This window comes from Microbacterium trichothecenolyticum (assembly GCF_030818955.1).
Taxonomy (GTDB): Bacteria; Actinomycetota; Actinomycetes; order Actinomycetales; family Microbacteriaceae; genus Microbacterium; species Microbacterium trichothecenolyticum_B.
Genome location: NZ_JAUTBF010000001.1, coordinates 724602 through 737789, shown reverse-complemented (window position 1 = coordinate 737789; position 13188 = coordinate 724602). Strand labels below are relative to the sequence as shown.

Genomic DNA, 13188 nt, shown 5'->3' with positions numbered 1-13188 from the left:
GAAGCTCATCGCGGCGGAGTCAACCCATGCCGTTCGCATACCCGGTGTCCAGCGTTCACCCCTAGCGTGGGCCGGATGCCATCTCCCGCTCGCGTTCTCGTCCTCGACGACGACGAGACCATCCGCGTCGCCGTCACGACGTCGCTGCGTGCCGACGGCTTCATCGCCGAATCCGCGCCCGACGGAACCGACCTCGCCGGGCGTCTGGAGGCGTTCCGCCCCGACCTCGTGGTGCTGGACTGGATGATGCCCGGACCGAGTGGCATCCGGTTGCTGCCGCTGGTACGCGCCACGAGCGACGCGGCCGTCATCATGCTCACCGCGCGCGATGAGGTCGACGACCGCCTGCGCGGCTTCGCCGAAGGTGCCGACGACTACGTGGTCAAGCCCTTCACCATGGCGGAGCTGATCGCGCGGACGAGCGCGGTCCTGCGCCGACGCGGCCGCCTCCCGCAGACCATCGAGGTGGGCGATCTGGTGGTGGATCCGGATGCCACGACGGCCCGCCGTGCGGGATCGGTGCTCGATCTGACGGCGACGGAGTTCCGGCTGCTGCGCCTGTTCGCCGAGAGCCGCGGACGCACACTGTCGAAGGCGCAGATCCTCACCCAGGTCTGGGGCTACGACGACTACGACCCGAACCTCGTCGAGGTACACCTCAGCGCCCTGCGCCGGAAGATGGAGGCCCGGGGGCCCCGGCTGATCCACACCGTGCGCGGGCTCGGCTACCGACTGAGCGTGAGTCCGTGAGCGATCCGCGCCCCCTGCGCGCCGGTTCCGTTCGTCGGCGCACGATCATCGCCGTGGTGGCGCTCGTGGCCGTGCTGCTGATCGTGCTGTCGGTGGTCGTCGACATCGCGCTCGGGGCTCGCCTTCGCGGACAGATCGAGGAACGCCTGCGCGACCGCGCTGCGGCGGCGGCGTCACTCGTCGGCACCGTCGACGACGAAGACCTCGCCGAACGCCTCTCCGACCAGGGCCTTGCCGTTCGCATCGACAGCGCGGGCGGCGAGTCGGTCGTGGCGGGACCGAGCCCCGAGCAACTCCGCCACTCTCCGCCCGGACCCGGTGGCCCCGGTCCGGCCCAGCCGTCGGTGCCGACGCCTGCCGCGTCGAGCGACGTCCGCGTCGTGGCCTCCTCGGTGACGGGCGACGACGACCTGGTGACACTGAGCTCCACGCTCAGCGACGGGTCGACGCTGACGCTCACGGCCTCCGCCGCCGGCGTCGACGAGACCCTCGCGCAGGTGCGGTGGATCATGGCGCTCGCGTCGGTCGGTGTCCTGGTGCTCGCCGCGGTCGCGGTGACCGTGGTCGTGCGAGGCACGCTCCGGCCATTGGACCAGGTGTCCGAGATCGCGCGGTCGATCGGTGCGGGTGATCGCGATCGACGACTGAACCCCACCCGATCAGACACCGAGATCGGCCGGGTCGCCGCCGCGCTCGACGACATGATCGACGACGTCACCGGCGCCGAACAGGCGGCTCGCCAGGCTGAGACCCGCCTGCGGGCGTTCCTCTCCGATGCGGCGCACGAACTGCGCACGCCGGTCGCGGGGATCCGTGCCGCGGCAGACACCCTGGTGCGAGCCGACCTCGACGGCCCCGAGCGCGAGATGCTGGCCGCCCACGTCGCCCGCGAGGCCACCCGGGCATCCCGCCTGGTCGACGATCTGCTGACGATGGCGCGCGTCGACCAGGGGCTCGATCTCACGCGCTCCGACATCGACCTGCGGGCCCTCGTCACCGCCGAAGTCGAGCGCGCGCACCTGGTTCACCCCTCGGTGCGGGTGTGCAGCGTGCTTCCGGATGCCGTCGTGCCGGTGCGCGTGGACGCCGGACGCATCGCGCAGGTGCTGTCGAACCTCGTCGAGAACGCCGCTCGGGCGACCGGGGGCCGTGGCTCGATCGAGCTCGAGGTGAGCGTGACCGAGACCGCGGCCGCCGTCGCCGTGTCGGACGACGGCCCGGGAGTGGCCGAGGCGGACCGGGAGCGCATCTTCGAGCGTCTCGTGCGCCTGGACGCGGCCCGGGCGGGGACCGGGGTCGGCCTGGGCCTGCCCATCGCGCGGGGAATCGCTCGCGCGCACGACGGCGACGTCCGCTACGCCCCGAGAACCGGCGGCGCGCGGTTCGCGCTCACGCTCCCCCTGCGTGGGCGGTACGCGACCTGAGTGAGCAGCCGCCGTCGGCCGGTCCGCCCGCGCGGCGGGCCTTCGCCCGGGGTGTGGCCGTCAGCGCGCCGAGCGCGTCCCCGCCGGCTGGCGCGCGGGCGCCGGATGCGGGGCGACCCCGGACGCCGAGAGCGTGAGCCCGTCGGCACCGCTGGCGTCGTACATCATCTGGTCGACGAGTTCTCGATCGATGGCGGGCTCGCGACCGCCGTAGAACTGCATCACCAGAGCGTTGGATGCATGGATCCACAGACTGGCCTGCCGAACTCCCTCGTTGACGGGCAGTTGCAGCATGAAGCCCTCGTTACGGCGCAACTTGTTCATCACGACGATGCGGAGGTGGGCGAGGATGCGGTCGTCGATGTCGAACGAAGCGCGATCGCGGTAGATGAGGCGTCCCACAGCTGGTCCTTTTCCGGCGCGCCGAAGCGTACCTGTTGTGCAAAGGGCGGGACCACGCCGGGAAGCGAGGCAATGCGGGGATCTCCATTGTGCCATCGCATCGACCGCCTGGGCCGGGAGAACGGCCTGCGTCACCACACCTCGGGCACGTCGGGGCAAATCCCCAGCATCGTTCGCCGACGTCTCGATAAGGTCGAGGGGATCTGCGATTCCCCGACCCACGAGAGACAAACCCGTGAGCCATCACCGCACCTCCACCGACCAGGAGGGCCGATCTTCGAGCCCCCTCGTTTCGAGAGGGGGTGAGATCTGATGCTGGCTGCGGTCCTGACACTGCTGTTGGGCGTCATCGTAACCCTGGCGATCATCGTCGCGTGCGGCTTCTTCGTCGCGCAGGAGTTCGCATACATGTCGGTCGACCGCTCGCGCATGGCGGCGCTCGCGGAGAAGGGTGACGCCCAGGCGAAGCGCGTGCTCGCGATCACCAAGCGCACCTCGTTCATGCTGTCCGGTGCCCAGTTGGGCATCACGGTGACCGGTCTGTTGATCGGATACGTCGCAGAGCCCTTGATCGGCGAGTCCCTGGGTACCCTGCTGGGCGGCGTCGGGATCGACCCGGCTGTGTCGATCATCATCGGCACCGTCGGCGCGCTGCTGCTGGCAACCGTCGTCACGATGATCTTCGGCGAGCTGTATCCGAAGAACCTCGCCATCGCCAGCCCAGAGCCGTTGGCCCGCGCCCTCGCCGTCCCGACGCGCATCTACCTCGTGCTCTTCGGATGGCTCATCACCGTCTTCGATGTCGCCGCCAACGCTCTTCTCAGGCTCCTGCGCATCGAGCCGCTGGAAGACGTCGACGACAGCGCCACCGCACGTGATCTCGAGGCGATCATCGAGGAGTCCCGCGCCAGCGGCGACCTCCCCGACGATCTGTCGATGATCATCGACCGCATCCTCGACTTCCCGCAACGCGACGTCGAACACGCCATGGTCCCGCGATCGCAGATCGACTCTGTGACACCCGACACCACGATCGGCGATGTGCGGGGGCTCATGGCGACCGGGCATACGCGCTACCCCGTCATCGGCGACGAGGACTCCCCCGTCGGGGTCATCGAGCTCATCGACGTGTTGCGCGAGAACCCCACCGACGACACCCCCGTGTCGGCGGTGATGCGCGCGGCCGTCGTCCTGCCGACGTCCATGGCTCTCCCGACCGCCCTCGACCGCATGCGGCGGACGCGGAACGAGCTCGCGTGCGTCGTGGACGAGTACGGCAACTTCGACGGCATCCTGACCATCGAAGACCTGACGGAGGAAGTGATCGGGGAGCTCTCCGACGAGCATGACGTCGACGTCGCCGCCGAGGCTGCGTCGGTCGGCGAAGACGCGTGGAGCGTTCCCGGCGACCTGCACCTCGACGAGCTCGAGCGCCTGATCGGTCACGACCTCACCGATTCCGACGCCGAGACCGTCGCAGGTCTGGTCATCGCGAAGCACGGTGACCTGCCGGCGGTGGGCGACGCCGTGCGCATCGACCTGCCCGCGCGCCCCTCGGAGGCGGTGCACGGTCTCGACATCGAACGCTGGCTCGTGCTCGAGGTCGTCGAAGTCGACCGGCACGTCCCGTCGCACCTACGGCTGCAGGTGCACGAGCGCGACCGCGACGCCACGCCGGCGGTCACCCGCGACGAGGGAGCGTTCCGATGAACGGCTGGACCGTCGCCGGCGTCACCGCCGCATTGATCGTCGCGAGCGCCTTCTTCGTCATCGTCGAATTCGCGCTGCTCGCCGCACGTCGCCATCGCCTCGAGGAGCAGGCCGCGACCAGCGCATCGGCTCGGGCCGCGCTGCGCGGCATCAACGAACTCACCGTCATGCTCGCCTTCGCTCAATTGGGGATCACGGCGTGCACCTTCCTCCTCGGAGCGATCACCAAACCCGCGATCGACTACGCCCTCGCGCCCCTGCTCACGCAGTGGGGCCTGCCCGCCGTGTTCGCCGACATCGTCGCGTTCATGTTCGCGCTGATCGTCGTCACCTTCCTCCATCTCGTCATCGGCGAAATGGCTCCGAAGTCGTGGGCCATCGCCCACCCCGAGACCGCGGCGAAGGCCACCGGCATCCTCGCTCGCGCGATGACCTGGCCGCTGCGACCGTTCCTGCTCTGGATCAACCACATCGCCAACCGTCTCGTGAAGGCGTCGGGCATCGAGCCGGTCGACAAGGCGGCCGCCGGCGGACAGGATGCCGACACCATCCGTGAGCTCGTGGCGCACTCGCGCAGAGCGGGCACCCTGGAGGAGCAGTACTCCGAGCCCATCGCCCAGGCGATCGCCCTGAGTACCCTGACGGTCGGCGACATCGTCCGCACCGACCGGACGCCGACAGCGGTGGGGGTCGACGCGACCGTCGCCGACCTGCAGGCCGCCGCCGCGGCATCCACGCACCTGCGCATCCTCGTCGGGACGGGAGCGAGCTCGCGTGTCGCGCACGTGCGCGACACCCTGGCCATCGACCCGTCGACGCCGGCCCTCGACATCACCCGCGAGCCGCTCGTTCTCGAACCCGCCGCATCGGCATATGACGCGCTCGCGCGGATGCGCCGCGGCCGGGTGCAGCTGGCGACGGTCGTCGACGACACGCGACTGGTGGGTGTGGTGACGCTCGACGATCTGTTGCGGGAGATCTTGCCGGGGCCGGGTGAGCTCGCCCCGGTGAGCGCCTGAGGAGCGCTGCGGCCGAAGCCGCGCACGACGCGGGGAGCGTCTCGACATCGCGGTCGTCACGCTCTTCCGCTCGGCAGGAGAAGGCAGCGTGGCCGAGAAGGGATCAGCCGATGGCGGTGACTGCACACACGGCGCTTCGCGCCGCGACCGTGCTGACGCTCCTGCGTCTGGTTCCCGGATACGGTCAGCCCCTTCCCCACCATCTGGCGATGCTCGCGGAGGCGCCGCCGGTTCCGGCACCGAAGACGTGGACCGACGACATCGCGAACCGGGTGTCGGCGATGTTCGCGGCACGAGCCCGACGCGACGTTCTCGAAGACGATGTGGGACTCGTCGACCGGTACTTCGACGACGCCCGACTCCGCGCTCCGGCAGAACTCTCGGCGAAAGCCCGTTCCGTGCTGATGTCGAGTGCTGCCGAGTATTGCGGCGCGATCGGGCGGGCCAGCCGCGGTGCCCGCTTCGGCCGGGAAGCCCTTCTCTTTGCCGACCACGCGCCGGCGCGTTACCGCGCGCTCTCGACCTGCGCGCTGAACTTCGCGGTGAACGGCGAGTACCTCGCCGGCGCGGGCGCCGCGGCCGAAGCGCATCAGTTGTTCGAAGACAACGGCTGGGAGCCCGCCGACACGTCGTTCCTCCTTCTCCAGGCGCACATGCTCATGTCGGCGGCACGCATGGATGCCACCGGGCTCGCGGAAGCCGCGGACATGCACGACATGCTGCGGCCCGACGACTCGTCGTGGGTGTTCGCCGCCCACACGGCGCGGGTGATGCGTGATCTGCTCAACGGCGATCGCGCGGCAGCCGACGCCGCGAGCACGCAACTCCTGCGCGGCGACCTCACCGGTACCCTTCGGATGACTCGATTCTTCCTGTTCTGCCTCCGTGCCGACGTCCTCGCCGCGCAGCACCGGTTCACCGAGGGGCTCGAGGCACTGGTATCCGTGGTCAGTCCCGACGGTCACGCGATCTGCTTCGCGATGCAGCGATCGGCGTGCCTGCTCCAGCTCGCGCGTGAGCGCGAACTGCTCGCCGACACGGCACCGTGCTTATCCCACGACGATCACTGCCTGCGCACCCTCGTGCCGCTCCTCGTTCGCCGTGCGATCGCCTTCCAGCGCATCGGCGAAGGGCGCAGGGCCCATCAGAGTATGGAGTCGGCGCTGATGCTGATCGACCAGACCGGTAACTCCACGAACCCCTTCATCGCGATGCCCGTCGACGAGACACTGAGCCTCATCGAGGGTGTCGTCGGTGCGCATCCGCGTCTGTCTCCGCTCGTCGCGCCCATCTCGGCTGCCCTCGAACGGGTCGGGCTTCCCTCACGGGGCGGCGCGGTGGCACGCCTGTCGTTGACGGAACGTGGAGTGGCCGAGGCCCTACGGGGATCGAAGACGCTTCGTGAGATCGCGGCCGAGCGAGGCGTGTCCCTGAACACCGTCAAGACGCAGGCGCGTCGGGTGTATCGCAAGCTGGGCGTCTCCGGTCGCGAGGGCGTCGCGGGGCTGCTCCCGCGCGATGGGGAGGCCTGAGGGCGCAGAGTGGCGTGTCGACGGCGGGAGGGCGTCTGCGGCAACGGACGGGCGCCGCGGGCCGACGTCGCTCGGGAACCGCGCCGGGGCGCGCTCCCGGAGCGACGGGGAGTAGGGCGGGTGGGACTTGAACCCACGATCGTCGGGTTATGAGCCCGCTGCCTTGACCAGCTTGGCCACCGCCCCTTGACGACGACGAGCCTATCGGCATCCGCTGCCGGCCGTGAAACGACGGGGGCGCCTGCCGCTCAGTGCACGCGCGGTTCGACCGCCTTGCCGTCGGCGGTGATCTGCGGGTGGTGGCGGGTCAGCTGGATGACGCCCCACGTGGCGATCGCCCCCGCGATGGCGAAGCCGATGAGCGCCCACGCAGGAGCCGTGGAGGCCTCGCCGAGCACGAGCAGACCGATCAACACGGCGACGATCGGGTCGATGACCGTGAGGCCGGCGATGACCAAATCGGGCGGGCCGACCGAATACGCCGTCTGCACGAAGTAGGCCCCGACGGCCACCGCGGCGATCAGGGCGACGACGCACAGGAAGGTCAGCCACTCGAAGTTGCCGGCCTGGATACGGCTGATGATGACCTTGGCCAGCGTCGCGACGAAGCCGTAGATCACCCCTGCCGCCATGATGTAGAACAGCGCCTGCGCGCGGCGGCGCACGAGGATCCAGAAGACCGCGAACACGATCACGACCATCGCCAGGATGCCGAGGATGATCAACAGTTCGCGCGAGGTGACGGTGTGCTCGGTGGCGAAGAAGGCCGCGATCGTCACGAAGATGAAGATGCCGCCCACGCAGGCGCCGATGGCGATGAGCGACTGCCGCGTGGGCTTGTGACGGGAGACGCGAGCGTTCAATACCGTGGTGATGACGAGGGCGATCGCACCGAGCGGCTGAACGAGGATGAGCGGTGCGACCGAGAGGGCCGCGAGCTGGCACACGATCGCCAGTCCGAGCATGAGGGTTCCCGCCACCCACGAGGGACGGGTGAGCAGCGACGCGAGCTGCGCGCGTGAGAGTCCACCGGTGGTCTTGCCCGACAACCGCTCCACCTTCTGCACCCCGCGGTGCTGGTACTGGGCACCGAACGACATGAACACCGCGCCCAGCAGAGCGAGCGGGATGCCCAGAAGGATACGGGGGTCGCGGAAGACACCGACGAGTTGGTCGATTCCGTCGCTGAGGGAGACATCGAGCGGGATCACCCTCCGACGATAGCCGCCCGCTCGCTGGATAGGCTGGTGACGTGGCCGTTCTCCCGATTCGCATCATGGGTGATCCCGTGCTGCACGCTCCCGCCGCCCGCGTCGACGAGATCACCGAAGAGGTGCGCACCCTCGTCGCCGACATGTTCGAGACGATGGACGCCGCCCCGGGTGTGGGTCTCGCCGCGCCCCAGGTCGGTGTGGGACTGCGCATCTTCACCTACACGTACGAGGACGACGAGGGTCTCCCGTGGCGCGGCGTCGTCATCAATCCCGAGCTCTGGATCCGTCCTCTCGAGCCGGGCTACCCCGACCCCGACGACGAGTCCGAGGGCTGCCTCTCCTTCCCGGGCGAGCGCTTCCCGCTGCGCCGGTCGGACGCCGCACTCCTCACCGGCGTCGATCTCGACGGGCAACCCGTCCGCGTCGAGGTGACGGGCTGGCGGGCGCGCATCCTGCAGCACGAGTTCGATCACCTCGACGGCATCCTGTACATCGACCGTCTCGACGACGAGGACGCTCGTGTCGTCGCGAAGATCGCGAAGAAGCGTAAGTGGGGCAAGCCCGGTGCGTCCTGGATGCCGGGAGTCGACGACATCGACGCGTGATGCCGGCGCGCGGGGCGTCGGGCTCCGCGTGCAGACGTCGAGGCCCGCTCGAAGTCGAGCGGTGCCGATGTCGCGCGAGCCCGGTCTCGCGCGACCGGCGCGGCAGGGGTGTGGCAGCGGGTCAGCGGCCGGTCCCCTGAGGTTGAAGCGAAGGGTGAGGCGACGCCGCTGAAGTTTCCTGCGCGTCGTCGCCGTGCGGCGCGTAACCGCCGGTAGCGCCATCGTCTCCCCCCGGGCGGGGATCATCGGGGCGTCCGTGCGGGCGTGTATACATGCGCAACGGTTGTCGTTGACGCTGCCGAGCGACACGACCTGATCGCCTCACGAAGGAACACGCCCATGACCACGCACCCCTCGGGCACGACGCCCGTCTCGCCCGTCGGCCGCAGGGCCGTCCTCACCGCCGCAGCCTGGTCCGTGCCGGCGGTGTCGCTCACGGTCGCGACGCCGGCGCACGCCGCGACCTCGGGGGAAGCCACCTCGGCGACCCTCGCGCAGCGTCGCGTGCAGCCCGGTGACACGACCACGCTGGCGGTCCGCGTCGTCGACGCCCAGGGCGCCGCGGTCTCGGGCCGCGCCGTCGCCCTGACATCCAGCGACCCCGGCGTGACCGCGACGCCCTCGACCGGTGCCACCGACGCCCAGGGAACCTTCACGGCGACCGTCGCTGTCGCGACCGGCGTCGCTCAGGGCGACTACGTCATCTCCGCCTCGACGAGCAGCGGAACCATCTCGACGACGATCTCGGTGGCCGGAGCGCTTCTGCTGACGCTGGCGACGACGCGGATGCGCTCCGACCGGAGCGTCAACGCGACGGTACGACTGCTGGACGACCAGGCGAGGCCGGTGTCGGGCGCCCTGCTCACGTTCGAGGGCAGCGGCCCGATCGGCTTCAAGGACAACTACGCGCACACCGATGCGCAGGGCACCGCGGCGAATGTGCTCACGGGGGACGGCCCCGGACAACCGGGACTGTGGACCGTCAGTACCGCCACGGCTGATGGGCTGGAGGACGCGGTGTCCGTGACGGTCGTCGACGCCCTCGAACTGTCGATCGCCACCCGGCAGATCGAGCAGGGCGGGACGGCGCGAGCCATCGTGGCCTCCTACAACGCCGCCGCCAACCCGCGCGCGAAGCGCTCCGTCACGATCTCGGTGACGGAGGTCAACGAGGACGGAGACGCCGTGGCGTCTTCGCAGATCAAGTACCCCTCGACGGTGACGACGGGCACGGATGGCCATGTGACCGTCGATCTCGTCGCCAAGAAGTCGGCGCGACCCGGGACGTACACCGTCACCGCCAAGGCCGGCACCGACAGTGCGACAGCGACCTTTGCGGTGCTGTCGCCGGTCGTCCCGGTCGTGATGACGGTGTCCCCCGCCGTCGTGCCGTGGGGTGGGACGAGCCAGGTCACGGTCACGGCGACCAATGCCGATCGCACCCCCGCCGCGGGCGCCGCGGTGACGCTCTCGTCGCCGTCCAGCGACGTTACCCTGTCGCCCCTCTCGGGCACCACCGATGACCACGGGGTGTTCACCGCTGTGGCCACCGTGTCGTCGGCGCCGTCGGCTTCGGGGAGGCGACGGGTGACGGCGACGGCCGGCGCCGACACCGCCGCAGCGGACGTCTGGATCGATGCCATCCGCCAGCGCGTCTCCCTTCCGCCCCGCCCGGCGAAGATGGTGCTCGCTGGTTCGACCCTCTGGGTACTCGACCCGGTCGCCGGAGTCCTGAAGGCTGTCGACACCTTGACCAACACCCTCACCCGCACCGTCACCCTGCCGTCGACGTGTTTCTCGATAGCGGCCGCCTCCGAGAGCAATGCGACCCGGTTGTACCTGTTCCCCGAGGACGGACGCGTCTTCGTGTACGACATCGCGGCGAACGCGATCGTCGCCACGCTCTCGCGGCCCGATGGAGGTCACGAGATCGCCCAGATCTCCGCCCACGACAGCGCGGGGCGGGTCTACGCGGCGGCTCCCCGAGACGGCGTCGTGATGGTCATCGACACCGCCGCGGACACCCTGCTCGCCGAGGTGAGCGGGTCCTGGCTGACGGCCGTCGTCGGCGGCCGCGGCGCCTACGCCGATCGGTTCTACTTCGTCGACGGCGATGGCATCCTCCACTGTCTACAGGCGTCGGACCACACCGAGGTCTGGAAGCTCGATCTGCACGTCGACATCGAATCCGCCGCACGGATGGCCGTCTCGACGAACGGTGAACACGCGTTCGTCGCGACGCGCGGTTCCGTGGCCGTGGTGGATCTCACCGCATCGGAGGTGCTCGCACGGATTCCGGTCCAGGGCGAGTCCGTGGCCGACATCGAGAGGACACCCGACGGAACGCGCATCCTGATCCTGACGAAGACACCGGACACCATCTCGGCGGTGTCGACGAGCACGAACAAGGTGGTCGCGGCCTGGAACCCGGGTCCGAGCGCGCTCTCTCTCGCCGTCCTGTCCGACACGACCGCATACACGGGCGACTACGACATCGACAAGCCGGGCGTCAGCATCATCGACATCCGCTGACCCATGGTGGTCGTCGTGCTCGGGTCCGCCCGGTGCACGACGACCCCCCGTCGGGACGCGCGCACCGCGATCCGTCAGCCCCGGAACGGGTGAAGCCCGCGGAGAGTTTCGCGCGCGAGGTGTCCCCGCACGCTCATCCGGGTGCGTCCCACGGCCGACCGGGGATCGCGGGTCCTCGTGGTGGACACGGCTCCCCGATCCGCCGGGGTCCGCCCGTCAGCCCTCGATGATGTTCGGGGCGAACCGACAGTAGTAGTCGGTGATCGGCCCGTCGGACTCGCGGATGCCGACGCCGTACGCCTCGTCGTTCACGACCCACGAACCCAGCACCGGGTGGTTGCTGCCGTTCGACCCGGGGAAGTCGGGGAGCTCGTGGTACTGCTGCCACACGCGTTCGCGCCCGGTCCCTTCGCGGCGGTACTCCTGCCCGTTCGTGATCACGCTGCCGTCGGCGCGGTGGACCCGGATGCCGTCGCCCTCGCGCCCGAAGACGGGTTTGACGACGTAGTCGGTCATCGCGTTCGGTCCGTCGGCGTACGCGGGAAGGAGATTGGGGTGATCCGGGAACAGGCGCCAGAGCGCGGCGAGCAGCAGCTTGTTCGACAGGAACATCTTCCACGCCGGCTCGTACCAGCGCCCGAACAGACCGCGCCCGGCGATGAGCAGGGCCCCGAACTCCTGGTCGCCGACGACGCGGTCGTCCCCCGAGACGATGTCCTCCCAGGGATAGAGCTTGAAGAGGTTGCGAATGACCGGGTACTGCGTCTCGGGGGCATCCCCCGGCAGCGCGTTGACGCTGCGCGAGGAGCCCCACGGCTCGGGAACGCCGACGAACTGCCGCGCACCGTGGTGCCAGCCGATGTCCTTCATCTCGATGCCGGTGTGCTCCCAGCCGGCTTCGCCCGCCAGATCGCGCATGTAGGCGACGGTGTCCCAGTCCTCGCCGTAGATGTCGGCATCCGAGTGGGCGACGAAGAGGCGCCCGCCCTCCCCCTCGCTCAACGACCGGTGCAGAAGGACCCGCCAGCGTTCGACGAGGGCTTCGTGCAGCCCGTTCCACTGGTCGGTGTCAGCGGGCAGGGCTCCGCTCTTGATGCGGTCCTGCAGCCAGAACCACTGGGTGAGCGACGCTTCGATCAGTCCGGTGGGAGTGTCCGCGTTGTACTCCAGCATCTTCGCCGGGGAGCCGTCGCCGGCATACGCGAGGTCGAAGCGCGCGTAGACGTCGGGCTCGTCCTGCTCGAGGGACCACTGCGCGAACTCGAACGCCTGCGGGGTCAGCCCGAGGTGACCGAGTTCTCCGGATGCCAGGTAGGTCGCGGCCTCGCGGCACATCCGGTGCAGCTCCTCGGTCTGCGTCTCGAGCGCCTCGACCTCGGGGAGGGTGAAGACGTACGCTGCGCCGTCGTTCCAGTACTCGACGGCCGAGCCGTCGTCGCGGAGCGAGCGCGAGTAGATGAGGCCCGACTGCTTGATCGTGCGCTCCCAGTCGGGCCGGGGCGCCAATTCGATGCGGCGCATCAGCCGCCGTGGCTTCCGTCGGATCCGGATCCGCCGAAACCTCCGCGCGAGACGCTCGCGCCGTCACCCGAGATGCCCTTCGCGGCGGTCTTCCCGCCGGGCAGGGTGTCGACGCCGCCGGAGGCGCGATCGCCGACAGCCGGCACGTTGCGACTGCTCGACCCCAGGGGCAGGTAGTACCAGTGGGCGCTGCCGCCGTGGTTGTTGCAGTCGTCGTCGGGCAGTCGCTTCTCGGTGGCGTTATCGCGGCAGATCTGCGCGTAGTCCTCCGAGACGTTCGTGCCCTGCCCGCACCCGGTGAGGGTGGCGGCGAGGGCGGCGACGACACCGATCGTCACGGTGCGTGACGCGCGGCGGCGGGCGGCGACGGGCATCGGCTCTCCTGGGATGAGCGGGGTGGAGATGAGCGGGGTGGAGGGGACAACCAGATGCTCTCACATGCCGTGTGCACCGGCGCCGTATCCCTGCGGTGTTCCGGG

At 69.8% G+C, this 13188-nt stretch carries 11 protein-coding genes and 1 tRNA gene; 7 read left to right on the top strand and 5 right to left on the bottom strand.

What is annotated here, in order from left to right:
• Nucleotides 1–75 precede the first annotated feature (75 nt).
• A complete protein-coding gene (locus QE412_RS03515) occupies nucleotides 76–750 on the top strand; it encodes a response regulator transcription factor (RefSeq protein ID WP_307480213.1) in 675 nt (224 codons plus the stop codon).
• On the top strand, nucleotides 747–2174 hold the full coding sequence (locus tag QE412_RS03510) for a sensor histidine kinase (RefSeq protein WP_307480210.1): 1428 nt from the start codon (nucleotides 747–749) through the stop codon (nucleotides 2172–2174). The genes QE412_RS03515 and QE412_RS03510 overlap by 4 nt, the downstream gene beginning before the upstream one ends.
• A 60-nt stretch (nucleotides 2175–2234) precedes the next feature.
• Here the strand turns inward: QE412_RS03510 and QE412_RS03505 are convergent, their stop codons facing one another.
• Nucleotides 2235–2576: a DUF7882 family protein gene (locus QE412_RS03505; protein WP_307480208.1), complete on the bottom strand. Its 342-nt coding sequence runs from the start codon at nucleotides 2574–2576 to the stop codon at nucleotides 2235–2237.
• Between the two features lie 312 nt (nucleotides 2577–2888).
• Here QE412_RS03505 and QE412_RS03500 point away from each other — a divergent pair, with 312 nt between their 5' ends.
• The 3 genes from QE412_RS03500 to QE412_RS03490 all read left to right on the top strand — a co-directional run bounded on the left by QE412_RS03500 (nucleotide 2889) and on the right by QE412_RS03490 (nucleotide 6837).
• On the top strand, nucleotides 2889–4286 hold the full coding sequence (locus tag QE412_RS03500; protein WP_307480206.1) for a hemolysin family protein: 1398 nt from the start codon (nucleotides 2889–2891) through the stop codon (nucleotides 4284–4286).
• Nucleotides 4283–5305, top strand: coding sequence for a CNNM domain-containing protein (locus QE412_RS03495; RefSeq protein WP_307480203.1), 1023 nt, complete (start codon nucleotides 4283–4285; stop codon nucleotides 5303–5305). Before QE412_RS03500 ends, QE412_RS03495 begins: the two co-directional genes overlap by 4 nt.
• Nucleotides 5306–5415: 110 nt before the next feature.
• On the top strand, nucleotides 5416–6837 hold the full coding sequence (locus tag QE412_RS03490; protein ID WP_307480201.1) for a helix-turn-helix transcriptional regulator: 1422 nt from the start codon (nucleotides 5416–5418) through the stop codon (nucleotides 6835–6837).
• 112 nt (nucleotides 6838–6949) lie between these two features.
• On the opposite strand, the gene QE412_RS03485 is transcribed toward QE412_RS03490, so the two are convergent.
• Together QE412_RS03485 and QE412_RS03480 are read right to left on the bottom strand one after the other, a co-directional pair.
• Nucleotides 6950–7023, bottom strand: a tRNA-Ile gene (locus QE412_RS03485).
• Between the two features lie 62 nt (nucleotides 7024–7085).
• On the bottom strand, nucleotides 7086–8048 hold the full coding sequence (locus tag QE412_RS03480) for a DMT family transporter (RefSeq protein ID WP_307480199.1): 963 nt from the start codon (nucleotides 8046–8048) through the stop codon (nucleotides 7086–7088).
• 41 nt (nucleotides 8049–8089) lie between these two features.
• Between QE412_RS03480 and def the strand changes: the two genes are divergently transcribed.
• On the top strand, nucleotides 8090–8656 hold the full coding sequence (gene def, locus QE412_RS03475; RefSeq protein WP_307480196.1) for a peptide deformylase: 567 nt from the start codon (nucleotides 8090–8092) through the stop codon (nucleotides 8654–8656).
• A 339-nt stretch (nucleotides 8657–8995) separates the two neighbouring features.
• Nucleotides 8996–11188, top strand: a complete 2193-nt coding sequence (locus tag QE412_RS03470) for a YncE family protein (protein ID WP_307480193.1) — start codon at nucleotides 8996–8998, stop codon at nucleotides 11186–11188.
• A 216-nt stretch (nucleotides 11189–11404) separates the two neighbouring features.
• On the opposite strand, the gene QE412_RS03465 is transcribed toward QE412_RS03470, so the two are convergent.
• The gene (locus QE412_RS03465; RefSeq protein WP_307480190.1) at nucleotides 11405–12709 is read right to left on the bottom strand and encodes a glutathionylspermidine synthase family protein; all 1305 of its coding nucleotides are present in this window, start codon (nucleotides 12707–12709) and stop codon (nucleotides 11405–11407) included.
• Complete coding sequence (locus QE412_RS03460) at nucleotides 12709–13083, bottom strand: hypothetical protein (protein ID WP_013586497.1); 375 nt, start codon at nucleotides 13081–13083, stop codon at nucleotides 12709–12711. Before QE412_RS03460 ends, QE412_RS03465 begins: the two co-directional genes overlap by 1 nt.
• Nucleotides 13084–13188 lie beyond the last annotated feature (105 nt).